We start from the raw sequence: 22,872 nt of genomic DNA, 5'->3' as shown, positions 1-22,872 counted from the left end.
CCGCCCTTCTTCTGATGGGCCGTCAGTCACCTGTAACACTGTTACAGCAGACCCCGCGCGGGGTAAATACGCGTGCACGAAGCGGACTTGGGAGCAGCAATGGCGAGAGCGTCGCTCACCCGTGAGGAAGTCCTGGACACCGCCGCCGGCCTGGTGAAGCAGCACGGCCCCGAGGCACTGACGATGCGCAAGCTCGCCGCCGAACTGGGCACCGCCGTCACCTCCATCTACTGGCACGTCGGCAACCGGGAGTCCCTGCTGGACGCCCTCGTGCGGCGGACCGTGACCGAGCTCGGCGGGATCAGGCCCGTGGGGCGCACCCCGGCCGAGCGGGTCGTCTCCGTAGCCCGCATCCTGCGCCGACGGCTGCGCGCGCATCCGCACCTCGTCGCGATGGTCCACGAACGCGGCCTGACCGAGCGGATGTTCCTGCCCGCCCAGCAGGCGCTGGTCCGCGAGGTGCACGCGGCCGGGCTGCGGGGCGCCCGCGCGGCGGAGGCGGTGCGGGCCGTGCAGTTCCAGGTCGTCGGCTTCGTCCTGGTGGAACGCAATCGCGAACGGGCGCCCGCGCAGCAGCCCACAGCGGACCCCTACGACGACCCGGCGCTCGCCCGCGCCTTCGCCCGCCCCGTCGACGAGGAGAAGCTGTTCGTGACGTCCGTGCGGGCGCTCGTGCGGTCGCTGCTCGAAGACAAGGAAGCCGCTCCAAAATAAATGGGTGGCGTCCTCGAACACCGCCCTCCTACAGTCGTGATCGCGGGGACGGCTCCGCCGCGTGCTTCCTTCTCTCTTTTCTACGACAACGACAGCGCGCCCACTCTCCGTCCCCGCCTCTGAGACTTCTCTCCGCTTTCCCCCAGGGGGCCTCCGCTTGTCCGTACTGTCGTCCGTGCTGCTCCGCCGCCTTCGTACCGTCTACGTCGACCAGGCAGGGCCGCGTCCGGGCGACCCTTCGACGGCGCCAGGGCTCGTCGCGCTCGAAGCCGAGCTGCTGGACCGGGGATGCGCGCCGACGGCGCAGCTGCACGCGGCGCTCGCCTGGCTGGGACCGGCCGGGCTGGCGGACGCGGGCAATCAGCTCGTCCGGCACCTCGACGCCGAACTCGGCGCCGACCGCACCCATATGCCGATGTTCCGCAGCTTCCCGGCCTCGGTGCCCGACGACACCTTCCAGCTGTTCGTCGACCGGGTCTTCACCCTGCTGCTCCAGTGGCCGCGGCAACCGTGCGTGCTGTGCGGCACGGTCGGCAGCGTGCACCCCGTGTCGCCGTGCGCGCATCTGGTGTGCCGGGAGTGCTGGGACGGCGCGGACTACGCGGGCTGCCCGATCTGCCACCGCCGGATCGACCGCGCCGACCCCTTCCTGAGGCCCGAACAGCCGCACCACGCCCGCGAGATCGCCGTAGGACCCCTGAAGTTGCTCGCGCTCGGCAAGGACGCGAAGGCGGACGCCGTGCGGGCCCTGCTGCGGCTGCTGGCCCGGCGGACCCCGCTGCCCCCGCAGGACCGGGACGACGTGAAGATCCTGCTGGCGCACGCGCCGGCCGACCTGGGCTGGTTCCCCGAGGACATCCCGGTGCGCCAGACCAAGGCGCTGGCCCTCGGCACCCTGCTGCTCGACCGGCACACGCGCGGGGCGGCGACCGAGCTGCTCGACCGACACCTGACGACCGCGACGGACGTGCTGCGGCTGCTGTGCGTGTGGTCCGGCGGCACCGCCGACCTGCTGGAGCCCCGACGCACGCGCTCCCTCCCGCGCGCGCTCCGCCGCCGACTGCTCGGGGTGCTCGACGGGCTGGCGATGCCGTTGCTGGTCGAGGACGTGCTGCGGCACCCGGACGCCTGGAAGCGCGCCGCCGAGGTCCTGCACCCCTACGAACAGCACGCGCGCCACCCCAAGGCCGCGCTCGCCTTCGCCGTCCTGCGCGCGACGGACCTCTCCGGGACCGAGGGCGCACTCGGCGAGGCGCTCCTGCGGACGGCCGCGGAGCACCCGGACGCGGTACGGGTCGACGGGGCCCGCGTCAAGCCGGCCACCTGGACGGCACGCGTCGAACAGGCGCTGCGGGAAAGGGACTTCGCGGCCGCTCTGGACCTGCTCGCCGAACGCCCCGGCGAGCTGCTGCGCCGCCTCGACCATCTGCTGCGGCTGCGTGAACTCGACGTACCGCCGGACGGGTTCGGGGACACCTTGCGCCGGGTCCTGCCCAAGGCCGGCCCCGGGCCGTTGCTCGCCGCGCTGGGGCGGATGCGGATCCGCCATCTCCCGGGCGGGCGCCGGGTGTTCTTCCCGCGCGGCCAGGTGACCCACTCGTACACGACGGACGACACGCGCGTGCCGCTGTCGCCGAAGGTGACGGACGCGGTGTGCGCCCTGCTGGAGGCGGAGGCGCTGCGCCGCCTCACCCGGCACGACGAGCCTCGCCTCGACCTGTCCGTGCTCGACTCGGCGCTCACCGGACTCGCGGTGCCCGCCGCCGAGACCGCCGCGAGCAAGGCCCTCGTCACGGTCCCGCGCGGCAGCACCCAGCCGCTGCCCGAGGGCGAGGTGCTGCGGCTGTTCCTGCACTGGACGCAGCCCGCGAAGAAGCGCGTGGACCTCGACCTGTCGGTGGCCCTGTACGACGCGGAGTGGAACTTCACGGGCCTGTGCGACTACACGAACCTCGTCCACGAGGGCCGTTCGGCCGTGCACTCCGGCGACCTGGTGTCGGCGCCCGCGCCGGACGGGGCGACCGAGTACGTGGACCTCGATCTGGCGGCGCTCGCGGAGCGCGGGGTGCGCTTCGCCCTGCCGGTCGTCTTCAGCTTCAACGACGTCGCGTTCGAGGAGCTCCTGGACGCCTTCGCCGGGTTCATGGCGCTGCCGTCCGCCGCCGAGGAGGACCGGAACGCGGCGTACGACCCGCGGACGGTGCGTCAGCGGTACGACCTGGTGGGCGACTCGCGCATCCACGTCCCGATGCTGGTCGACCTCGACCGCCGTACGTTCCTCTGGACCGACCTGCACCTCCCCGCCGCCGAGGGCTTCCACAGCCTCCACCGGCACGGCGCCGACCTCGGCCGGGTCACCCAGGACCTGCACCAGTACTTCGCCTCGGGCCGTACGACCCTGTGGGACCTGGCGGTGTGGCGGGCCACCGCGCGGGGCGACGAGGTGGTGGTGATACGGCGCGCACCACATCCGCGCGCCGTGGACGAGCTGTGGCACTACCGGCGGCAGGAAGGGGAGCCCGACACCGCCTTCGCCGCGCGGGTGCGCGCCCTGGAGACACCCCCCTGGAAGCGGCAACCCTCCGAGGCGGCCGACGCCCTCGCGGGTGAAGTCGCGTCACACCGGCACGTCTTCCTCGCCCTCCTCCACGGGGGCGTGGCACCGGCGGGCGCCACCGGGTCGGCGTACCGTCTGCTGCCCGGCCCGGTCGACGGCTGCGGCCTGGAAGCCCTGGCGGCGGGGGATCTGGTGGCGGCGCTCGGCTGAGCCGCCGCACACCCGAGAGCGTGACGGTGAAGTGCCCCGCACCGGAGCAGGGTTGCGGGCGGGTGCGCGCGGGGCTGTCAGTGGGGGCCCGTATCCTCAGGGACCATGCTCGAAGACCGTACCGCCGAAGCGTCCTCCCCCACCCAGTGGCCGGCCGCGTATCCGAAGGGATACGCGGTCGTTGACGTGGAGACCACCGGACTGGCCCGCGACGACCGGATAATCTCCGCCGCCGTCTACCGGCTGGACGAGCGCGGCGAGGTCGAGGACCACTGGTACACCCTGGTCAACCCGGAGCGCGACCCCGGCCCGGTGTGGATCCACGGTCTGACGAGTGACGTGCTCGAGGGAGCGCCCCTGTTCCAGGACATCGCCGAGGAGTTCTCGACGAGGCTTGAGGGCCGGGTCCTCGTCGCGCACAACGCGGTCTTCGACTGGCAGATGATCGCCCGGGAGTACGCGCGCGCGGAGCGCGAGGCGCCGGTGCGGCAGCGGCTGTGCACCATCGCGCTGTCCAAGGAGCTGGCCCTGCCGCTGCCCAACCACAAGCTGGAGTCGCTGGCCGCCCACTTCGGCGTCGTCCAGCAGCGGGCGCACCACGCGCTGGACGACGCGCGCGTGCTCGCGGAGGCGTTTCGGCCAAGCCTCAGGGCAGCGGCCTCGCAGAGCATCCGGCTGCCGCTGCACGAGTGCCGGCCGCTGACCGAGTGGACGGACCGCGCGGTACCCCGGCAGCAGGGCAGCGCCGGCGGTGGCGGTGGTTACGGCGGCTACAGCAGCTATCGGCCGACCAGTTGGCGCCCGGCACGCAAAAGGCCCGCATGCCCCTATCCCAACCCAGGGCGCTATGAAGAGGGCAAACCACTCAAGCAGGGCATGCGGATCGCGTTCTCCGGGGACACCTCGACCGAGCGCGACCTGCTGGAGGACCGCGCGATCGAGGCCGGGCTCCACATCGCCACGAGCATCTCCCGACTGACCAGCCTCCTCGTCACCAACGACCCCGACTCGGGCACGTCGAAGGTGGTCAAGGCCCGGCAGTACGGCACGCCGGTCGTGGACGAGGCGGCGTTCGGACAGCTCCTGGGAAACGTGGCGCCGGCGGCGGAGGGGTGACCGTGAGGGCGCGGAGACATCGGCACACGCCCTGTGGCACCGGCGTCGAAGGCGACCGTACGGACGGGTGATTGCGCCGCGACTCGCCCGCCGCCCGCTCGCCCGCGCCGGGTGGACGGCTCACCCTGTGGCGCATGGCGACTTGTGAAGTTTGCGGCAACAACTACGGCATGACCTTCGAGGTGCACGCCCAGGGCGCGGTCCACGTCTTCGACTGCTTCTCCTGCGCGATCCACCGCATGGCCCCGATCTGCGAACACTGCCGCGTCCAGATCATCGGCCAGGGCGTAGAGGTCGAGGGCCACTGGTTCTGCGGTGCGCACTGCGCCCGAGCGGAGGGGAAGGTGGGCATCGTCGACCGGGTCTGACCACCCGGACGACCAGGACAGGCGCCGGTTCCGGCACACCCCTGTGCGTACACCCCACGACCCGAGTTGTACCGTCGTGGGGTGTACCGCTTCCTGTTGTCCCGGCAGTGGGTGATCCTCACGCTGGTCGCCCTCGTCCTCATCCCCACGATGATCAGGCTGGGCATCTGGCAGATGCACCGCTACGACGAGCGCACCGCCCGCAACCAGCTGGTCTCCGACGCGCTGGACGCCAAGCCGGTGCCCGTGGAGACGCTGACGTCCCCGGGACACACCGTGACCAGCAAGGAGCGGTACCACTCGGCGACCGCCAAGGGTCACTTCGACACCGCCCACGAGGTGGTCGTCCGCCGCCGCACCAACTCCGACGACGAGGTCGGCTACCACGTCCTGACCCCGTTCGTCCTCAACGACGGCAAGGTACTCCTGGTCAACCGGGGCTGGATCCCCGCGGACGGCCCGAGCCAGACCGCCTTCCCGAAGATCCCCGCTCCCGCGCAGGGCGAGACCACCGTCACCGGCCGGCTGATGCCCGACGAGACGACCGAGGCGAGCGGCATCAAGGACCTCAAGGGCCTGCCCGACCGCCAGATCATGCTGATCAACAGCGCGCAGGAGGCGAAGCGGCTCGGCGCCGAGGTCCTCGGCGGCTACCTCGCCCAGACCGCGCCCGAGCCCAAGGGCGACACCCCGGAGCTGATGGGCAGCAAGCCCGGCATGGAGAACGCCGCGCTGAACTACGCGTACGCCTTCCAGTGGTGGCTGTTCGCCGCGGGCGTGCCGATCGGCTGGGTCGTGCTGGTCCGGCGTGAGACGCGGGACCGCCGGGAGAAGGCGGAGAACGAGTCGGGCGCCGAGGCGGAGACGGAACCGGCCGCGGTCTGAGGCCGGCCATCTGAATCACTCGGGCGGCTCCACCCCGGATTGCCCCACCCCACCTCCGGGAACCCGCATCCCGTGCACCCCCGTATCGAGGACTACGCCCTCATCGGCGACGAACAGACAGCGGCACTGGTCGGCAAGGACGGCAGCGTCGACTGGCTGTGCCTGCCCCGCTTCGACTCGGCAGCCTGCTTCGCCAGACTGCTCGGCGACGAGGACAACGGCCACTGGCGCATCGCGCCCCGCGACGCCCCAGGCGACTGCACCCGCCGCGCCTACCGGCCCGGCACCCTCGTCCTGGACACCGACTGGGAGACCGACACCGGCTCGGTGCGCGTCACCGACCTGATGCCCCAGCGCGACCGCGCCCCCGACCTCGTACGCGTCGTCGAGGGCCTGAGCGGCGAGGTCACCGTGCGCAGCACGCTCCGGCTGCGCTTCGACTACGGCTCGATCATGCCGTGGGTGCGCAGGACGGACGGGCATCGGGTGGCCGTCGCCGGCCCCGACTCGGCGTGGTTGCGCAGCGAGCCGGAAGTGCACACCTGGGGTGAGGACTTCGGCACGCACTCGGAGTTCACCGTCAAGGAGGGCGAGAAGGTCGCGTTCGTGCTCACCTGGCACCCCTCGCACCAGCCGCGCCCACCGCAGACCGACCCGCTCGACGCCCTCGCCGCCAGCGTCGAGGACTGGCAGGCATGGTCGGAGCGCTGCCGCTATGACGGCCCGTACAAGGACGTCGTCCTGCGCTCCCTGATCACGCTCAAGGCCCTCACCTACGTCCCCACCGGCGGCATCGTCGCCGCGGCCACCACCTCGCTGCCGGAGGAACTGGGCGGCGTACGCAACTGGGACTACCGGTACTGCTGGCTGCGCGACTCCACGCTCACCCTCGGCGCGCTGCTCTCGGCGGGCTACCTGGAGGAGGCCGAGGCCTGGCGCGACTGGCTGCTGCGGGCGGTCGCGGGCGATCCGGCGGACCTCCAGATCATGTACGGCCTCGCGGGCGAGCGACGGCTGCCCGAGTTCGAGCTGCCGTGGCTCGCCGGCTTTCACGACTCCCGGCCGGTGCGGATCGGCAACGAGGCCGTCAAGCAGCTCCAGTTGGACGTGTACGGCGAGGTCATGGACTCCCTGTCGCTGGCCCGGCGTTCGGGGCTGTCCCCCAAGCCGCACATCTGGTCCATCCAGTGCGCGCTGGTGGAGTTCCTGCGCGAGGCGTGGCGGCAGCCCGACGAGGGCTTGTGGGAGGTGCGCGGCGGGCGTCGGCAGTTCGTGCACTCCAAGGTGATGGTGTGGGTGGCCGTCGACCGTGCCGTGCGTGCCGTGGAGGACAACCCCGAGCTCGACGGCGACCTGGAGAGCTGGCGCGCGATGCGCGACGAGGTGCATCGGGAGGTGTGCGAGAAGGGCTTCGACACCGAACGCAACACCTTCACCCAGTCCTACGGTTCCCGCGAGCTCGACGCCTCCCTGCTCCTCATCCCCCGCGTCGGCTTCCTGCCGCCGGACGACCCGCGCGTGATCGGCACCGTCGACGCGATCCGCGAGGAGCTGGGTCACGGCGGTTTCCTGCGCCGCTACAGCACCGACGGCACGACGGTCGACGGGCTGCCGGGCGACGAGGGCACGTTCCTGGTGTGCTCGTTCTGGCTCGCGGACGCCCTGCACATGACGGGCCGTACGAAGGAGGCCCGTGAGCTGTTCGAGCGTCTGGTGGGACTGGCGAACGACGTGGGGCTGCTGTCCGAGGAGTACGACCCGGTGCACGAGTGCCACCTCGGCAACTTCCCGCAGGCGTTCAGCCACATCGGACTGGTGAACACCGCCCTCGCCCTGTTCGGGGACGAGGAGGCAGGATAGGGAACATGGATCTTGGACTGAAGGACCGGGTGTACGTCGTCACAGGGGCCACGCGTGGCCTCGGCAACGCGTCCGCGCGTGAGCTGGTCGCCGACGGGGCGAAGGTGGTACTGACCGGGCGGGACGAGAAGCGGGTCGCCGACGCGGCGGCCGAGCTGGGGCCGGACGCCGTCGGGGTGGCCGTCGACAACGCCGACCCGGAGGCTCCGGCCCGGCTGATCGCGGCCGCGCGGGAGCACTTCGGCGGCTTCGACGGCATCCTGATCAGCGTGGGCGGTCCCGCACCGGGGTTCGTCGCCGACAACACGGACGAGCAGTGGACCAGCGCGTTCGAGTCGGTGTTCCTGGGCGCGGTACGGCTCGCGCGTGCGGCGGCGGCAGAGCTGGAGGCCGGGGGTGTCATCGGCTTCGTGCTGTCGGGCTCGGTGCACGAGCCGATTCCCGGGCTGACCGTCTCCAACGGGCTGCGGCCGGGGCTCGCCGGGTTCGCGAAGTCGATCGCGGACGAGCTGGGACCGCGCGGGATCCGCGTCGTGGGCCTGCTGCCGTCGCGGATCGACACGGATCGCGTGCGCGAGCTGGACGGGTTGTCCGCCGACCCGGAGGCCACTCGAGCCGCCAACGAGGCGCGGATTCCCTTGCGGCGGTACGGGACGCCGGAGGAGTTCGGGCGTACGGCGGCCTTCCTGTTGTCCCCCGCCGCTTCCTACTTGACCGGGATCATGGTTCCTGTTGATGGGGGCATGCGGCACGGCTTTTGAGTGCCGGTTGTGGTGGGTCGCTCGCGCAGTTCCCCGCGCCCCTGAACCCTCAACTGACCCTTTCTGCCTTGTGCTTGACCGCCCTCATACGGACCTCCGTCGGCAGAGACTCGAGCCCTGCCGAGGTGCGCGCGTGCGTCAGGGCCCCAGCCGTCAGGTGGCTCAGTGCCGCCCCGGGGTCCACGTGCGGTTCCAGCAGGAGGCGTACGCGGGTCTCCGGGGCGGTGCGTTTGCCCGTGAGCTGGACGTGGGCGTGGGAGACGCCGTCCAACTGCGTCGCCTCGTTGGCCAGTACGTTTTCCAGGGCCCGGCCGCGCAGCAGTGCGCCCTCGCCGTCTCCGGTGTCCACCAGGACCTCGGTGAGGCGGTGGCGGCGCAGGTTGGCGGTCAGCCACCAGAGGGTGAGCAGGACGAGGACGGCCAGTACGGCGAGGACGGTCGGCCACCACCAGCCGTGGTCCTCCCAACGGGTGCGCTCGGCGTCGTCGAGAAGTACGTCGTGACGGCTGTCGTGGATCCACCATGAGGGCGGGTTGACCCCCAGGCCGACGGCCAGCACCGAGCCGCCCACGACCAGCAGGACCAGGCCCACCACGGCGAGCAGGACTCGATTGACGATCCGGAGCATCGGCCTCACCCCTTCTTCCCGGGCCGCCGCACACGCACCGACAGCGCGGGCGGCCGGGCCAGGCCCAGTCCCCCGATCGCGTCGCCGAGCACGGCGTCCAGGTCGGCGCGTACCTCGTCCAGTTCGCGGAAGTGCGAGACCGCGCTGACGTCGGCCTTGGCGCGGGACAGCCGGACCCGGACCGACTGCACCCCCGCGACCTCGACGGCGCGGTCGCGCAGGACCAGGGCGGCGGCCTCACGGTGCAGCCCCGCCCGTACGTCGGCGTGGACACGCCGCATGGGCAGGACGCCACGCAGACCGGGGGTGGCGGCGAGGACGATCAGCCAGAGGCCGAGGGCCGCCGCGACACCGGCGCCCAGGAGGACCCAGATGTCGTCGAGGGGGCGCTCGGTGAGCTGCGTGGCCAGTTCGCGGCGCCAGCGCATGGCCGGCTGTTCGGCGCGGACGGCTGCGATGTCGTAGAGGAAGAACCCAGCGCCAGCGAGGAGCAGCACCGCGACGACGGCTGCGGGGATGCGCCGGGGCGACCAGAAGCGGTGGTTGCCGCCCTCGCCTTCGAGGACCGGTGGTGGTGCGTGGTCCGGTTCGGTCGGCTTCTCCAGAACCGGCAGTCGCTGGGTCGTGCCCTCGGAGCCCTGGAGCTCGCTCATCGCGTCCTCCCCTGTGCCGCGCCGTGCGCCGGGGTCACATGCAGCCGCTCGACCTGGACCGCGACCTCCGACACCTCCATTCCCACCAACGCGCGTACCCGCTCGACCACATGCCGACGCACACGCGCGCAGCGGGCGCCGACGTCGGTGGGGTAGCCGAGTTCGAGATGGACCCGGACGCGGACGACGTCGTGGTGGACCACGACGCCGGCGTGCGGGGGCGCGGCCTCGTCCGGGACCTCCCCGATGGCCTCGCGGGCCGCCTGCGAGGCGATCTTCGCCACGACGCGGTCGGCGATCCGGGTCGCACCGCGTTCGGCGGGCGGTACGACGGTCAGGGGTCCGCGGAGCTCACCGGCCTCGGCGGCCTCGGTGGTCACCTAGGTCACCGCCGGTCGCGGCGGTCGTTGCGGGTGCGGAAGAAGTCGCCGATCTCCAGGTCCCCCTCCAAGAAACGGCCGACGACGAACCCGATCGCACCCAGGGCCGCCACCAGCAGGAAGGCACCGAAGCCGCCGAAATACCCGGCGAAGCCCAGCGCCATGCCGGCGATCATGCCGACCATGGCCATGCTCATGCCGCACTCCCCTCAGCCGCCCGGAGACCCTTCACTGGATCCGGGGCTCCGGCTCCTCGTCCTCTTCTTCCGGAAGTTTCACGTCGCTCACAGCGATGTTGACCTCGACGACCTCGAGGCCGGTCATGCGTTCCACCGCCGCGATGACGTTCTCCCGCACGGCGTGCGCCACATCGGAGATCGAGACGCCGTAGTCGACGACGATCTCCAGATCGAGCGCGGTCTGCACCTCGCCGACCTCGGCCTTGACGCCTCGTGTCACGGACTTCGAGCCGCCGGGCACCCGGTCGCGCACGGCGCCGAAGGTGCGGGAGAGCCCGCTGCCCATGGCGTGCACACCGAGGACGTCCCGGGCGGCCAGCCCGGCGATCTTCTCCACGACTCCGTCGGCGATGGTGGTCCGCCCCCGGGTCGCCGGGTCTCCGCCGCCACGCTTGACGGACTTGCGCGGTTGCGGGGCGTTTTCCACGTCGGGAGTCTGCGTCTGCTCTGTCATCGCCGTACATCCCTTTCGGTCGTCGTCCTTCAACCACCGTAAGTGGGGTTGCGTCCGCGCGCGCCTGAGATGCGGCAGGCTGGAGTAATGACCGACCGCTTGACACAGTCAGTACGGCATCAGCTGGGCCTCGGCAGACTGCTGCCGCTGGGGGGTGCGCGCGACGGCGCGTGGATCGCGGAGGAGGCGGCCGAGGCGGTGCTGCGGCGCGCGGTACGGGGGCTGCGCGGCGCACGGCTGGAGGCGCTGAGGATCGCGCTCGCCGATCCGGAGTCCGGGCAGGAGCCCGTCGTACCGCCGCCGCCGAGCGGTCTGCCGCCGGGTCCCCTGCGGGTCTCGGCGCGGTTCGCGGCGACCGCGGAGGAGCCGCTGCCGATGACGGCGGCCCGGCTGCGGTCGGGCCTCGCGACCGCGGCCACGGAGCTGCTGGGCCTGACGGTGGCGGAGGTGGATCTGAAGGTGACAGCGCTGCTGGACGAGGAGCCGGAGGCCGCCCCGGTACGACGGCCCGAGCCGCCGTCGGCCGCGCCGGCCGACGATCCCGCGGCGGTCGCGGCCCTCTCGGTGCCCGGTGTGGTGGGCCTGACCGCCGCGCTGGGGCGGGCGGTGCAGATCGAGGAGCGGCAGCGCGAGGACCACTCGGCCCTGCCGCGACGCCACGTCCGGGTGGAGGTGGCGGTCGGCGCGGACCACCGGGCACTGGATGTGGCCCGGGCGGTCCGCGAACGGGTGGGGAAGGCACTCCCCGATCATCCGACGGTGGCGGTACTGGTCACGTCGGTCGGGTGACGGTGGCCGTGCTGGTGTTCGTGCTGGTCACCTCGGCCGAGTGACGCCGACGGTGCCGGTCACTCCAGATGGGTGACGGTGCCAGTGCCGGTCACTCGGTTGGGCGAGGGTTTGAGTGAGGGTTACTCGCCGATGCCGGCCAGGTCACGCAGTCGGCGGGCCTGGGCGGCGCGCTCGGCGGCGCGCTGGTCGTCGTAGGTGCGGTCCTGGGCACCGCGCAGCAGCGCCTTGGTCTCGATGACGGCGTCCCGCGGCGCGGCCAGCAGGGCGCCGGCGAGGTCGCGTACGGCGTCGTCGAGCTGGTCCCCGGGGACGGCGATGTTGGCGAGGCCGGTGTTGACGGCTTCCTCGGCCAGCACGAAGCGCCCGGTGGCGCAGATCTCCAGCGCCCGGGCGTAGCCGACCAGCGAGACGAGCGGATGCGTGCCCGTCAGGTCGGGGACGAGACCGAGGCTGGTCTCGCGCATGGCGAACTGCACGTCGTCGGCGACGACGCGAAGGTCGCAGGCGAGCGCGAGCTGGAAGCCCGCCCCGATGGCATGCCCCTGGACGGCGGCGATGGACACGAGGTCACTCCGCCGCCACCAGGTGAAGCCCTCCTGGAACTCCGCGATGGCAGCGTCGAGTTCGCCGTCACCACTGCGGGCGAGGTCGATGAACGACGGCTCGCCCTCGATCCCCTCGGGCGTGAACATCTGCCGGTCGAGCCCCGCGGAGAAGGACTTGCCCTCACCGCGCAGCACCACGACCCGGACGGAGCCCGGCACCAGCCGACCCGCCTCGGCAAGCGTCCGCCACAGAGCGGGGCTCTGCGCGTTGCGCTTGGCCGGGTTGGTCAGCGTCACCGTGGCGAGGGTGTCCTCGACGGTGAGCCGTACGCCGTCCTTGTCGAGCAGGGGAACGAGTTCCTGGCCCATGGGGCGCCTCCGATGAGTGCGGTCATCCGCCGTGCCACATGGCACGGCTAAGTGACTGCACAGTAACCACCCGGACGGTCGGACAACCGACCGGGTGGCCACCATCGAAAGCCGAGGGGCCGCCCGGAATCAGGACGACGCGGCCTTCTTGCCCCGGGTCGCGCCGCCACGCCCACGGAGCGTGACGCCGGACTCGCTGAGCATCCGGTGTACGAAGCCATACGAGCGGCCGGTCTCCTCGGCCAGCGCCCGGATGCTCGCACCGGAGTCGTACTTCTTCTTCAGGTCTGCCGCGAGCTTGTCGCGCGCGGCGCCGGTTACCCGGCTGCCCTTCTTCAGAGTCTCGGCCACCCGTGCCTCCTCATGGGAAGTGCGCTCTGGTCCCCTCATGATCACCCCTCCGGGGCTTCCTGGCCACCCATTCGGCAAGGTCCGTAAGACAAGGTTGTGACGACAGGAGCACGTCCCCACATACGGAATCTGTGATTCCACGCCGTCCCGTTCGTACCGCCGAACGGGTTCATTTGTGAATGGGCAGGTCAGAGACGTACGACGGCCGACCCCTTGTCGACAAAGGGATCGGCCGCGAAGTGGATGTAGGACACACCTCGGTACGAGGAGATCTCACACAGATGATGGATCACCGGTAAGCCGAATGATCCATACGCCGTGGATCACGCTTTCGATCAAGCCAAGGAGACCAGATCCGCGTAGTCGGCGCCCCACAGGTCCTCGATGCCGTCCGGCAGCAGGATGATCCGCTCCGGCTGAAGGGCCTCGACCGCGCCCTCGTCGTGGGTCACCAGGATCACCGCGCCCTTGTAGGTGCTCAGTGCGCCGAGGATCTCCGCGCGGCTGGCCAGGTCGAGGTTGTTGGTGGGCTCGTCGAGGAGCAGGACGTTCGCCGAGGAGACGACCAGGGTGGCGAGCGCGAGCCGGGTCTTCTCGCCGCCGGAGAGGACTCCGGCCGGCTTGTCGACGTCGTCGCCGGAGAACAGGAACGAGCCGAGGGTCTTGCGCACCTCGACAAGGTCGAGGTCGGGGGCGGCCGAGCGCATGTTCTCCAGGACCGTGCGCTCGGGGTCGAGGGTCTCGTGCTCCTGGGCGTAGTAGCCGAGCTTGAGGCCGTGGCCGGGCACGACGGCGCCGGTGTCCGGCTGCTCGGTGCCGGCCAGCAGGCGCAGCAGGGTGGTCTTGCCCGCGCCGTTGAGGCCCAGGATGACCACGCGTGAGCCCTTGTCGATGGCCAGGTCGACGTCGGTGAAGATCTCCAGCGAGCCGTACGACTTCGACAGGCCCTCCGCCATCAGCGGGGTCTTGCCGCAGGGCGCGGGCTCGGGGAAGCGCAGCTTGGCGACCTTGTCCTGCTGGCGCACCGCCTCAAGGCCCGCGAGGAGCTTGTCGGCGCGCTTGGCCATGTTCTGCGCGGCGACCGTCTTGGTGGCCTTGGCGCGCATCTTGTCGGCCTGCGAGTGCAGGGCGGCGGCCTTCTTCTCGGCGTTCTGCCGCTCGCGCTTGCGGCGCTTCTCGTCGGCCTCGCGCTGCTGCTGGTAGAGCTTCCAGCCCATGTTGTAGACGTCGATCTGGGCGCGGTTGGCGTCCAGGTAGAACACCTTGTTGACGACCGTCTCGACCAGGTCGGCGTCGTGGGAGATCACGATGAAGCCGCCGCGGTAGGTCTTGAGGTAGTCGCGCAGCCAGATGATCGAGTCGGCGTCGAGGTGGTTGGTCGGCTCGTCGAGGAGCAGGGTGTCGGCGTCGGAGAAGAGGATCCGGGCCAGCTCGATACGGCGGCGCTGACCACCGGAGAGGGTGTGCAGCGGCTGGCCGAGCACCCGGTCGGGCAGGTTCAGCGCGGCGGCGATGGTGGCGGCCTCGGCCTCGGCGGCGTACCCGCCCTTGGTGAGGAACTCGGTCTCCTGGCGCTCGTACTGGCGCAGCGCCTTCTCACGGGTGGCGCCGCTGCCGTTGGCGATCCGCTGTTCGTTCTCGCGCATCTTGCGGATCAGTACGTCCAGGCCGCGCGCGGAGAGGATGCGGTCGCGGGCGAGGACGTCGAGGTCGCCGGTGCGGGGGTCCTGCGGGAGGTAGCCGACCTCGCCGGAGCGGGTGATCTGGCCGGCGGCGGGGATGCCCTCGCCGGCCAGGCACTTGGTGAGGGTGGTCTTCCCGGCGCCGTTGCGGCCCACCAGGCCGATGCGGTCGCCCTTGGCGACGCGGAAGGTGGCGGACTCGATGAGGACTCGGGCGCCGGCGCGCAGCTCGATACCGGTGGCGGAGATCACGGACAGACTCCAGGGCGTGTGTTTGACGGTTGTGGGCGGCTGAGGACGTTCCCGCCGTCTAATGCGCGAGGAGAATGGCCATGGGCCAAGTCTAACGGGGGCGTGCAAGCATTTTTTCTGGGTGCGGGTGTTCGGGATCCACGGTTGGTCCCGGGTGCGGGTGCGGGGACCGTGGATCACGATGACGGCATGCAGTTCGACGACGACGCCCAGCTGGACACCTCCGAGGTCCAGGACGTGCGCGGCAGCCGCGTCCCCGGGGGCAGGGCGACCGTCGGCGGCGGCATCGCCGGACTGGTCGCCCTGCTGCTGGGGCTCTTCCTCGGCGTCGGCCCCGACCAGCTGGGGCTCTCCGACAGCGGCACCGACCAGCCGGCCGCCACGGCCTCCGGTCTCGCGCAGGTGCAGCAGAGCTGCCGCACCGGGCAGGACGCGAACACCCGGGACGACTGCCGGACGGTGGCGGTGGTCAACAGCGTGCAGGACTACTGGGACCAGGAGTTCGCGCGGCGCAGCGGCTCGTACACCCGCTCCCCCACGGTCTTCTTCAGCCAGCGGGTCGGCACGGCGTGCGGGGCGGCGACCTCCGCGGTCGGGCCGTTCTACTGTCCCGGCGACCGCAAGGTCTATCTGGACCTCGGCTTCTTCGACGAGCTGCGGTCGCAGTTCGGCGCGAGCGGCGGCGCCTTCGCACAGGCCTATGTCGTCGCGCACGAGTACGGGCACCATGTGCAGGACCTGATGGGCACGCTGAGCCGGTCCCAGGACGGACGCACGGGCGCGAACAGCAACGCGGTCAGGGTCGAGCTCCAGGCGGACTGCTACGCCGGGGTGTGGGCGCACCACGCGACCACGACGAACGACGAGTCGACCGGGCGCCCGCTCGTCACGAGCCTCACCCCGGCCGACATCACCGACGGGCTGGACGCGGCGGCGGCCGTGGGCGACGACCGGATCCAGGAGCGGTTCCAGGGACGGGTGACGCCGGAGTCGTGGACGCACGGGTCGGCGCGGCAGCGCCGGCAGTGGTTCCGGACGGGGTACGAGAGCGGCGACATGGCGAAGTGCAACACCTTCAGCTGACCGATGTGCGGGGGTTTTCGCTGGTCAGGGGTGATTGTCAGTGGTCGCTGCAAGACTGGGCCGCACGTCGAGTTCATCGATTTCCGGGTGGTTCCGGATCACGAGGGAGTGATCGGCATGGCAGGCACGAGCGGTGGGCGGCCCAGCATCTACCCGACGCTGCTGTACACGGACGCCAAGGCGGCGATCCGGCAGCTGACGGAGGCGTTCGGTTTCAGCGAGCTGTCGGTGTACGAGGGTGAGGACGGCTCGGTGCTGCACGCGGAGCTGGTGCAGGGCAACGGCGCGGTGATGGTCGGCTCCAAGGGCCGTGGCGGCGTCTTCGACGCGGCGATGAAGAACGCGGGCACCACCGGGGTGTACGTCGCCGTGGACGACGTCGACGCACACCACCGGCACGCCGTGGAGCAGGGCGCGGAGATCCTGATGCCCCCGACGGACCAGGACTACGGAGCGCGGGACTACATGGCCCGGGACGTCGAGGGCAACATCTGGAGCTTCGGGACCTATACGCCGGAGATAGGCGGCTAGCGCCTTCCTAGCTCCGGCCGGTGTGCACCTGGAAGGCCGCCCTGCGGACCGCCTTGGCCAGGGCGGGGTCGGGATGCGCGGCGGCGAGGGCGACCAGGACCTGCACGGTGCGGGGGTGACCGACGGCACGCACCTCGTCGAGGAGCATGGGGACGGTCGGCTGGACCGCGGACTCCAGGTGCCGCACCAGCAGCGGGGCCTCGCCGTGGTCGGCGACGGCGGCCGCGGTGTCGACCCACAGCCAGGTGGCCTCCTCCCGGGTGAGGACCTCGTGGGCGTCCTCCGGGTCGTGGCCGTCGTGCTCGGCGAGCCAGAGCAGGGCGTACGGCCGCAAGGTCGGCTCGTCGGCCACGGCGCGGACGTCGGGCTCGGCGGGGGCGCCGACGACCCGCAGCGCCTCGAAGGCGAGGCCGCGCAGCAGGGCGTCCTCGCCGCGGGCGGCGCCGATGAGTTCGGTGACGGCGCTGCCGACGGGGCGGGCGGCGAGCCAGGCCCGGTATTCGGCGCGGGCGGCGTTGGGGCGCAGCTGGGAGCAGCCGCGGAGCATCTCCTCGGCGGCGACCTCGATATTGCCGGCGGGGCTCTGCGCGGCGACGCAGATCTGCTCCAGCTTGACCCACACCGCCCAGCTGCCGAGCGGGGTCAGCGTGGCCTGGCCGTCGCCGTAGGTGAGGGCGCCGACGGAGGCGAGGGCGTACAGAGCCCAGTCGAGGAGCGGTTCGAGGGGGGCGTCCTCGGTCCGCGCCTGGGTGGCCGGGTCGGGCTGGGGGCCGTAGGGGATCTCGCAGCGTTCGGTGCGCAGTTCGGTGACGCGCTGCTCCAGGAGGTCCAGGAGCTGTTCCACGGGCACGGGGCCGGCGGAGAGCTGGAGGAAGGAGAGCACCTGCGGCATGGCCGAGACGACCTCGGCGACGGCGGCGGGTTCGTGGTCCGCGGGTTCGGGGTGGGCCAGCGACCAGGCGTCGAAGAGGGCGACCCAGCCGCGGAGCACGGCGCTGTCGTCGCGGTCCCAGGCGCGCAGCCGCCAGCCGGGGCGGGCGTTGTCGCCGTGCACCTCGACGAGGCCGGCGAGGCGGGCGGTGTCCCAGTCGGCGCGGACCTGAGCGGCGGTCAGGCCCAGGTCGGCGGCGGCCCGTTCGGCGGTGGCTTCGGAGAGGGTGGCTTTGCCGTCGGCTCTGCCGTCACTGCCGGGGCCGAGGGCGGCGTCGGCCCAGTGGGCGACGCGGGCCGCGCCGGCGAGGCCGGAGCGAGCCATTCTGGCCAACTCGGCCTGTGCCGGGGTGCCCTCCGGGGGGCGGGGTGCGGGGCGGCGCGAGCGCCGCTGGTTCATCGCTCGGGGGGCGGCGGCCAGGGGTCGCGTGCGGACGAGTCGAAGCCTGGAGTCGCGCGGGATACGGGACGTCACGGGTGCAGTCTTCCGGTTGACGGTCCGAAAACCCAAACGGAATGTAACGGCGGGCTACGGGGATGGCCAACGCACGGGTCGAGGCAGGGGGTCGGGCGCCTGGATCAGGCCAGTGGTACGGCCTTAAACGGAACCTTCGCCACCGTCGGCCGGCGCCGTTACATCAGGGGGGTCAGAAAGCGGCGGAGCGCCTCTTCGTAGCCCGCGGGGTCGGCGTTCCACATGGCTCCGTGGGGAGCGTGCGGGACGGTGTGGAGGGCGACGAGATCGGGGCGGGCGGCGGCGAGGCGGCGGGAGAGGGCCCAGGGGGCGACGGTGTCGTCCGGGCCGTGCACGATCAGCGTCGGCACCTTGAGCAGCTCGGGGTCGACGGCTTCGGCGAGCCGGTCGCCGTGCAGACCGGTGCGGCCCTGGGCGGCGCGGACGGCGAGGGGCAGCAGGGCGCCGGGGGTGCGGCGGGCCGAGGCGAGGGCGCGCAGGGTGGTCTCCCAGCTGAGCACCGGGGAGTCCAGGATCAGGCCCCTGATCCGCTCACGGACGCCCGAGTGGCCGGCGGCGCGCAGGGCCATGGTGGCGCCGGTGGACCAGCCGTGCAGGACGACGTTGCGGGCGCCGTGGCGGACGGCGTGGCGGATCGCGGCGTCGAGGTCGCGCCACTCGGTCTCGCCGAGGTGGTTGAGGCCGTCGGGCTGTCGGGGTGCGCCGAGGTCGCCGCGGTAGCCGAGGGCGAGCACCGGGAAGCGTCGGTCGGCGAGGAACTCCATGACGTTCATGGAGAGTTCGCGGGTGGCGCCGAGGCCGTGGACGGTGATGACCCAGGTGTCCCGGACGCCTGGCAGGAACCACGCGGGCAGGGTGCCGAGTTCGCCGGGGATGTGGACGTCGGTGTGGTCGAGACCCAGGGCGGAGCGTGGGTCGCCGACGTGGACGTTGGGGGTGAGCCAGACCTTGTCGCCGGGTTCCAGGGTGCCGTGCGTGACGCGTTCGAGGCGGCGTACGACGGTGTCGGCGGAGTGGGCCGCGGTGCCCAGGACGGGGCCGACGACCGCGTGGCTGCCGTCGCCGGCGAGGCCGTAGGTGCCGGGCCGCAGGGCGGCCAGGTCCCGGGTCAGGGCGATCTGTCCGGCGGCCGTGGCATGCACGGTGAGCCGGGGTTCGCCGGCCAGGGGCCGGCCCGGGGGTGCCTTCAGGGCGGCGTCGCTGGCGAGGCGCCCGGCGGCGACGCTCGCGGCTCCGGCGGCCAGGGCCACGGTGACGGCGGCGGCCGTCGCTTTGACAGTGCGCACCCGTCCAGTGTCCGGGTGGACGGGGGTTGAGGCCAGTGGGAGGGCAGATGCGGGTGACACCGGGCCTCCGGGGAGGCAGTCGGCGCCCGCGTCAACCGCGCTGCCCGTACCCCCTCAGCTTCTCCCCCGCCTCGGCCACCTGTGCCGCCGACAGGAGGCTCGGAGTGAGGCCCGGCACCGAGGACGCGGTCAGCCACAGGCGGCACATCCACTCCAGCTGGGCGGTGCGGTCGTAGGCCTGGTCGAGGGTGTCGCCGTAGGTGATCGTGCCGTGGTTCCGCAGGAGGCAGGCGGTGCGGTCGGCGAGGGCGTGGAGCATGTTCTCGGCCAACTCCTCGGTGCCGTACATCGCATACGGGGCAACCCGGACGGCGCCGCCGAGGGCGCCGGACATGTAGTGGACCGCGGGAAGCTCCGGCACGAGCATGGAGACGGCCGTCGCGTGGACGGCGTGGGTGTGGACGACGGCGCGGGCGTCGGTGGAGCGGTAGACGGCGAGATGCATGGGCAGTTCGCTGGTCGGGACCAGGCTGCCGAGGACCTGCCGGCCGTCGAGGCCGACGCCGGTGATGTCGTCCGGGGTCAGCCGGTCGTACGGCACTCCCGACGGCGTGACCAGCACCGTGTCGCCGACGCGGACGGAGACGTTGCCGGAGGTGCCGACGACGAGTCCGTCGGCGACGGTGCGGCGGGCGGCGTCGACGAGGCGCTCCCAGGCGCGGGCCTCCTCCTCGCGCGCACCGCGCCCCCGCGGTGCGCCCACCGTCCGCGCGTCCTCCCCGGCGTCCCGCCCGTCCCGCTGCTCCTGCCGCTGCTCAGCCATGCGGCGATCCTGCCAGTCGCGGCATCGGCGCACCGCCGGGCCGGGGCACTTTAGGGCGGAGCCACGGCGTCCGGAAGTGCGCATATACGGATACATCACCCTCTTGCGCAGCTTGGCCAGACATCACCGAACGTTGCGGGATCTTCCAGTAACCTTGCTGCCTGATTTGTCGTGCACGTCGCCATTCCGGGGGGAAACATGGCTCGTGATCACAAACCGTCCCGTCACCGTGGCCGCGCGCTGGCGGCCGCCGTGGCCGCGCTCGCCCTGTCGGGGACCGCGCTGGCCGAGTTACCGGCCGCGGCGGCGGGCAGGCCCAAGGGGCACGACGTCTCGTCCCATCAGAAGAACGTCGACTGGCCGGGCGCGAAGGACAAGGGCGCCCGGTTCGTCTACGTCAAGGCGACCGAGGGCGGGACGTACCGCAACCCGTACTTCGAGCAGCAGTACACCGGCTCGCGCGACGCGGGGCTGATCCGTGGGGCCTACCACTTCGCGCTGCCGGACCAGTCGTCGGGCAAGGCGCAGGCGCGGCACTTCGTGAACAACGGCGGCGGCTGGAGCGCGGACGGCTGGACGCTGCCGCCGGCGCTCGACATCGAATACAACCCGTACGACGGCAAGCACCGGTGCTACGGCCTGAAGAAGGCCGCGATGGTCAGCTGGATCAAGTCCTTCAGCAACGAGGTCAAGCGGCTCACCGGCCGGCGTCCGGTGATCTACACGACCGCTCACTGGTGGAACGTGTGCACCGGCGGCAGCGGCGCCTTCGCCGGGAACCACGCGCTGTGGGTGGCCCGTTACGACGCGGCGGACGCCGGTTCGCTGCCGAACGGCTGGTCGTACTGGACGATCTGGCAGTACGACAACAGCGGCAGCCTGCCGGGTGATCAGAATCTCTTCAACGGCTCGGCGGCTCAGCTGAGGAAGTTCGCCCGGGGCTCGTGACCGTGCGGCGCACGGGCCGCGCGGTGGGTGTCGTCGACATCGGAGGGAAAACCCTCGGTTCCGGTCACCGTGCAGCCTGCCTCAGTTCATCTTCCGTTCACCCTGGTTACCTACGTTCAACGTGCCAATGACGCTCGAACGATTGCCTGGGTAAATGGAAAACTTCTCGCTGATCCTCGCGATTGTGGTAGTAACCGCACTTGCGTTCGATTTCACGAACGGTTTTCACGACACCGCCAACGCGATGGCCACGACCATCTCGACCGGTGCGCTCAAGCCCAAGGTCGCGGTGGCCATGTCCGCCGTGCTCAACCTTGTGGGCGCCTTTCTCTCCGTGGAGGTCGCCAACACGATCTCCAAGGGCCTCGTCGACGAGAGCGGCATACGTCCTGAGGTCATCTTCGCGGCCCTGGTGGGCGCGATCCTCTGGAACCTGCTGACCTGGCTGGTCGGACTCCCCTCCAGCTCCTCGCACGCCCTCATGGGCGGTCTGATCGGCGCCACCATCGCTTCGGCGGGCATGGGCGCGGTCCACGGTGACGTCCTGGTCACCAAGGTCCTGATCCCGGCGATCGCGGCGCCCATCGTCGCGGGCCTCGCCGCCATGCTGGCAACCCGCCTCTCCTACTCCCTCGGCAAGAAGGCGGACGGCAAGGCCGCCGCCAAGGGCTTCCGCGCCGGCCAGATCGCCTCGGCCGGCCTGGTCTCCCTCGCCCACGGCACGAACGACGCGCAGAAGACGATGGGCATCATCACCCTCGCCCTCGTCGCCGGCGGCGTCGTCGCTCCCGACTCCGACCCGCCCACCTGGGTCATCCTCTCCGCGGGTCTGGCCATCGCGCTCGGCACCTACCTCGGCGGCTGGCGCATCATCCGCACGATGGGCAAGGGTCTGACCGACCTCCAGCCGCAGCAGGGCTTCGCCGCCCAGACCAGCGCGGCGACGGTCATCCTGGCCTCCTCGCACCTCGGTTTCTCCCTCTCCACCACGCACTCCGTCTCCGGTTCGGTGATGGGCGCGGGCCTCGGCCGAAAGGGCGGCGTGGTCCGCTGGTCGACGGCGACGCGGATGTTCGTGGCGTGGGGCCTCACGCTCCCGGCGGCCGCCCTGGTGGGCGCGCTGGCCGAGTCCGTGTGCGACCTCGGCGACTGGGGTACGGCGCTCGTCGCGGTCTTCCTGATCGCCTCCAGCGCGGCCATCTGGAAGATCTCGCGCCGTGAGGTCGTGGACGCGTCGAACGTCAACGACACCGACGGCGAACCGGCCGGCGTGGTCACGACGGCGATCGCCGCGGTCACCCCGCCTCCGGCGGGCACCGTGGCGGACGGCCTGACCGCCACGATCCCCGCACCGGCAGCGGCCACGGCCTCCACGGAACCGGCGGCCCCGCCGGCCGCCGCGGTCTGAGCGACGAAGGAAACCAAGCAACATGAAGATCGACTGGCAAGCACTGGGCTCCGTCTTCGGCGTCAGCCTCGTCGTCACCGTGGCCCTCGTGGCCCTCTTCACCCTCGGCATCATGGGCCTCTCCCGCCAGGAGCGGGCCGCGGCCCAGGGCGGCTCGGCAGCCCTCGCCGTGTCCGGCGCGTACGCCTGCTTCGCCGCGTGTGCGGCGGCGGTGGGGTACGGGATCTATCTGATCGTCGCCTGACACCCACCACGACGATTCGGCGCCCTGTTCCGGTCCCCTCGAAAGGGGGATTCCGGGCAGGGCGCTGTCGCGTTCCGGGCCTCACGATCCATGTCCGCGGGCCCGCCGATGTGGGGTTCTGCACACTCCGCTCTCGCAGGTCAACAGCGAGTTGACGGCCCTTCCGGGCCCGTGGTGGACTTCCGGAGCCATGTACGACGGCAGAAGAGGAAGCCGGTGGAAGTCCGGCGCGGTCCCGCCACTGTCACCGGGGTAGGTAGCCCCGGGAGCCAGGAACTCTCGCCGTCGGTCTCGTCGAACCAGGGCGTGGACACCCTGAGTGAGGACA

The 22,872-nt window shown here is 71.7% G+C and carries 24 protein-coding genes and 1 riboswitch; of the genes, 13 read left to right on the top strand and 11 right to left on the bottom strand.

All coding sequences use genetic code 11. The features are described 5' to 3' along the window. Window positions 1-99 precede the first annotated feature (99 nt). From OG866_RS33950 to OG866_RS33920, 7 genes are all read left to right on the top strand, one after another. Complete coding sequence (locus OG866_RS33950) at window positions 100-714, top strand: TetR/AcrR family transcriptional regulator (protein WP_329340695.1); 615 nt, start codon at window positions 100-102, stop codon at window positions 712-714. A 157-nt stretch (window positions 715-871) separates the two neighbouring features. Then, window positions 872-3,481, top strand: a complete 2,610-nt coding sequence (locus tag OG866_RS33945) for an MXAN_6230/SCO0854 family RING domain-containing protein (RefSeq protein WP_329340694.1) — start codon at window positions 872-874, stop codon at window positions 3,479-3,481. A 105-nt stretch (window positions 3,482-3,586) separates the two neighbouring features. Then, window positions 3,587-4,597 (top strand): DEDDh family exonuclease, encoded by a 1,011-nt coding sequence (locus OG866_RS33940; protein WP_329340692.1) that lies wholly within the window; start codon window positions 3,587-3,589, stop codon window positions 4,595-4,597. A 134-nt stretch (window positions 4,598-4,731) separates the two neighbouring features. Continuing rightward, window positions 4,732-4,965, top strand: coding sequence for a hypothetical protein (locus OG866_RS33935; protein ID WP_079083468.1), 234 nt, complete (start codon window positions 4,732-4,734; stop codon window positions 4,963-4,965). A gap of 81 nt (window positions 4,966-5,046) precedes the next feature. Beyond that, a complete protein-coding gene (locus tag OG866_RS33930; RefSeq protein ID WP_329340688.1) occupies window positions 5,047-5,850 on the top strand; it encodes an SURF1 family cytochrome oxidase biogenesis protein in 804 nt (267 codons plus the stop codon). Window positions 5,851-5,922: 72 nt separating this feature from the next. Further along, window positions 5,923-7,710 carry a glycoside hydrolase family 15 protein gene (locus OG866_RS33925; protein WP_329340687.1) on the top strand — a complete coding sequence of 596 codons (1,788 nt, stop codon included), beginning with the start codon at window positions 5,923-5,925 and terminating at the stop codon, window positions 7,708-7,710. A 5-nt stretch (window positions 7,711-7,715) separates the two neighbouring features. Next, window positions 7,716-8,471: an SDR family oxidoreductase gene (locus tag OG866_RS33920; RefSeq protein ID WP_329340686.1), complete on the top strand. Its 756-nt coding sequence runs from the start codon at window positions 7,716-7,718 to the stop codon at window positions 8,469-8,471. Between the two features lie 49 nt (window positions 8,472-8,520). Here OG866_RS33920 and amaP read toward each other — a convergent pair whose 3' ends face one another. Genes amaP through OG866_RS33895 form a run of 5 tightly spaced genes read right to left on the bottom strand, consistent with a single transcriptional unit; the run spans window position 8,521 to window position 10,825 of the window. Further along, window positions 8,521-9,099: an alkaline shock response membrane anchor protein AmaP gene (gene amaP, locus OG866_RS33915; protein WP_329340685.1), complete on the bottom strand. Its 579-nt coding sequence runs from the start codon at window positions 9,097-9,099 to the stop codon at window positions 8,521-8,523. Between the two features lie 5 nt (window positions 9,100-9,104). Then, on the bottom strand, window positions 9,105-9,752 hold the full coding sequence (locus OG866_RS33910; RefSeq protein WP_329340684.1) for a DUF6286 domain-containing protein: 648 nt from the start codon (window positions 9,750-9,752) through the stop codon (window positions 9,105-9,107). Then, window positions 9,749-10,132: a hypothetical protein gene (locus OG866_RS33905; RefSeq protein ID WP_329340683.1), complete on the bottom strand. Its 384-nt coding sequence runs from the start codon at window positions 10,130-10,132 to the stop codon at window positions 9,749-9,751. The genes OG866_RS33910 and OG866_RS33905 overlap by 4 nt, the downstream gene beginning before the upstream one ends. Window positions 10,133-10,137: 5 nt before the next feature. Next, the gene (locus OG866_RS33900) at window positions 10,138-10,329 is read right to left on the bottom strand and encodes a hypothetical protein (RefSeq protein ID WP_329340682.1); all 192 of its coding nucleotides are present in this window, start codon (window positions 10,327-10,329) and stop codon (window positions 10,138-10,140) included. A 31-nt stretch (window positions 10,330-10,360) separates the two neighbouring features. Beyond that, on the bottom strand, window positions 10,361-10,825 hold the full coding sequence (locus OG866_RS33895) for an Asp23/Gls24 family envelope stress response protein (RefSeq protein WP_329340681.1): 465 nt from the start codon (window positions 10,823-10,825) through the stop codon (window positions 10,361-10,363). A gap of 87 nt (window positions 10,826-10,912) precedes the next feature. On the opposite strand from OG866_RS33895, the gene OG866_RS33890 reads away from it, so the two are divergent. Further along, on the top strand, window positions 10,913-11,614 hold the full coding sequence (locus OG866_RS33890) for a nucleopolyhedrovirus P10 family protein (protein WP_329340680.1): 702 nt from the start codon (window positions 10,913-10,915) through the stop codon (window positions 11,612-11,614). A gap of 122 nt (window positions 11,615-11,736) precedes the next feature. Here OG866_RS33890 and OG866_RS33885 read toward each other — a convergent pair whose 3' ends face one another. From OG866_RS33885 to OG866_RS33875, 3 genes are all read right to left on the bottom strand, one after another. Beyond that, entirely contained in the window at window positions 11,737-12,531 is a 795-nt protein-coding gene (locus OG866_RS33885; protein ID WP_329340678.1) for an enoyl-CoA hydratase/isomerase family protein, read from the bottom strand. 129 nt (window positions 12,532-12,660) lie between these two features. Next, on the bottom strand, window positions 12,661-12,882 hold the full coding sequence (locus OG866_RS33880; protein WP_004002281.1) for a helix-turn-helix domain-containing protein: 222 nt from the start codon (window positions 12,880-12,882) through the stop codon (window positions 12,661-12,663). A gap of 335 nt (window positions 12,883-13,217) precedes the next feature. Continuing rightward, entirely contained in the window at window positions 13,218-14,816 is a 1,599-nt protein-coding gene (locus OG866_RS33875) for an ABC-F family ATP-binding cassette domain-containing protein (RefSeq protein ID WP_329340676.1), read from the bottom strand. Window positions 14,817-15,005: 189 nt separating this feature from the next. Here OG866_RS33875 and ypfJ point away from each other — a divergent pair, with 189 nt between their 5' ends. Next, window positions 15,006-15,899: a KPN_02809 family neutral zinc metallopeptidase gene (ypfJ, locus tag OG866_RS33870; protein WP_329340675.1), complete on the top strand. Its 894-nt coding sequence runs from the start codon at window positions 15,006-15,008 to the stop codon at window positions 15,897-15,899. Between the two features lie 117 nt (window positions 15,900-16,016). Next, window positions 16,017-16,430 carry a VOC family protein gene (locus OG866_RS33865; protein WP_329340673.1) on the top strand — a complete coding sequence of 138 codons (414 nt, stop codon included), beginning with the start codon at window positions 16,017-16,019 and terminating at the stop codon, window positions 16,428-16,430. Window positions 16,431-16,437: 7 nt separating this feature from the next. Here the strand turns inward: OG866_RS33865 and OG866_RS33860 are convergent, their stop codons facing one another. From OG866_RS33860 to OG866_RS33850, 3 genes are all read right to left on the bottom strand, one after another. Next, a complete protein-coding gene (locus OG866_RS33860) occupies window positions 16,438-17,835 on the bottom strand; it encodes a hypothetical protein (protein WP_329340671.1) in 1,398 nt (465 codons plus the stop codon). A gap of 158 nt (window positions 17,836-17,993) precedes the next feature. Beyond that, entirely contained in the window at window positions 17,994-19,121 is a 1,128-nt protein-coding gene (locus OG866_RS33855) for an alpha/beta hydrolase (protein ID WP_329340670.1), read from the bottom strand. A gap of 91 nt (window positions 19,122-19,212) precedes the next feature. Continuing rightward, on the bottom strand, window positions 19,213-19,944 hold the full coding sequence (locus OG866_RS33850; RefSeq protein WP_329340669.1) for a class II aldolase/adducin family protein: 732 nt from the start codon (window positions 19,942-19,944) through the stop codon (window positions 19,213-19,215). A 198-nt stretch (window positions 19,945-20,142) separates the two neighbouring features. Here OG866_RS33850 and OG866_RS33845 point away from each other — a divergent pair, with 198 nt between their 5' ends. The 3 genes from OG866_RS33845 to OG866_RS33835 all read left to right on the top strand — a co-directional run bounded on the left by OG866_RS33845 (window position 20,143) and on the right by OG866_RS33835 (window position 22,544). Further along, window positions 20,143-20,892 (top strand): lysozyme, encoded by a 750-nt coding sequence (locus OG866_RS33845; RefSeq protein ID WP_329340668.1) that lies wholly within the window; start codon window positions 20,143-20,145, stop codon window positions 20,890-20,892. 154 nt (window positions 20,893-21,046) lie between these two features. Continuing rightward, window positions 21,047-22,300, top strand: coding sequence for an inorganic phosphate transporter (locus tag OG866_RS33840; RefSeq protein ID WP_329340667.1), 1,254 nt, complete (start codon window positions 21,047-21,049; stop codon window positions 22,298-22,300). 22 nt (window positions 22,301-22,322) lie between these two features. Beyond that, a complete protein-coding gene (locus tag OG866_RS33835) occupies window positions 22,323-22,544 on the top strand; it encodes a hypothetical protein (RefSeq protein WP_329340666.1) in 222 nt (73 codons plus the stop codon). Between the two features lie 158 nt (window positions 22,545-22,702). Next, window positions 22,703-22,842, top strand: a riboswitch (cobalamin riboswitch). Window positions 22,843-22,872: the final 30 nt, after the last annotated feature.

The sequence above is a fragment of the Streptomyces sp. NBC_00663 genome (assembly GCF_036226885.1).
Classification (GTDB): domain Bacteria; phylum Actinomycetota; class Actinomycetes; order Streptomycetales; family Streptomycetaceae; genus Streptomyces.
This window is presented reverse-complemented; position numbering and strand designations above follow the sequence as displayed.

Excerpts from the sequence above, each read along its gene's own strand:
- OG866_RS33950 (WP_329340695.1), top strand. The coding sequence starts at position 100 with ATGGCGAGAGCGTCGCTCACCCGTGAGGAAGTCCTGGACACCGCCGCC.
- OG866_RS33940 (WP_329340692.1), top strand. The coding sequence starts at position 3,587 with ATGCTCGAAGACCGTACCGCCGAAGCGTCCTCCCCCACCCAGTGGCCG.
- OG866_RS33935 (WP_079083468.1), top strand. The coding sequence starts at position 4,732 with ATGGCGACTTGTGAAGTTTGCGGCAACAACTACGGCATGACCTTCGAG.
- OG866_RS33920 (WP_329340686.1), top strand. The coding sequence starts at position 7,716 with ATGGATCTTGGACTGAAGGACCGGGTGTACGTCGTCACAGGGGCCACG.
- amaP (WP_329340685.1), bottom strand. The coding sequence starts at position 9,099 with ATGCTCCGGATCGTCAATCGAGTCCTGCTCGCCGTGGTGGGCCTGGTC.
- OG866_RS33910 (WP_329340684.1), bottom strand. The coding sequence starts at position 9,752 with ATGAGCGAGCTCCAGGGCTCCGAGGGCACGACCCAGCGACTGCCGGTT.
- OG866_RS33900 (WP_329340682.1), bottom strand. The coding sequence starts at position 10,329 with ATGAGCATGGCCATGGTCGGCATGATCGCCGGCATGGCGCTGGGCTTC.
- OG866_RS33895 (WP_329340681.1), bottom strand. The coding sequence starts at position 10,825 with ATGACAGAGCAGACGCAGACTCCCGACGTGGAAAACGCCCCGCAACCG.
- OG866_RS33890 (WP_329340680.1), top strand. The coding sequence starts at position 10,913 with ATGACCGACCGCTTGACACAGTCAGTACGGCATCAGCTGGGCCTCGGC.
- OG866_RS33885 (WP_329340678.1), bottom strand. The coding sequence starts at position 12,531 with ATGGGCCAGGAACTCGTTCCCCTGCTCGACAAGGACGGCGTACGGCTC.
- ypfJ (WP_329340675.1), top strand. The coding sequence starts at position 15,006 with ATGCAGTTCGACGACGACGCCCAGCTGGACACCTCCGAGGTCCAGGAC.
- OG866_RS33865 (WP_329340673.1), top strand. The coding sequence starts at position 16,017 with ATGGCAGGCACGAGCGGTGGGCGGCCCAGCATCTACCCGACGCTGCTG.
- OG866_RS33850 (WP_329340669.1), bottom strand. The coding sequence starts at position 19,944 with ATGGCTGAGCAGCGGCAGGAGCAGCGGGACGGGCGGGACGCCGGGGAG.
- OG866_RS33845 (WP_329340668.1), top strand. The coding sequence starts at position 20,143 with ATGGCTCGTGATCACAAACCGTCCCGTCACCGTGGCCGCGCGCTGGCG.
- OG866_RS33840 (WP_329340667.1), top strand. The coding sequence starts at position 21,047 with ATGGAAAACTTCTCGCTGATCCTCGCGATTGTGGTAGTAACCGCACTT.
- OG866_RS33835 (WP_329340666.1), top strand. The coding sequence starts at position 22,323 with ATGAAGATCGACTGGCAAGCACTGGGCTCCGTCTTCGGCGTCAGCCTC.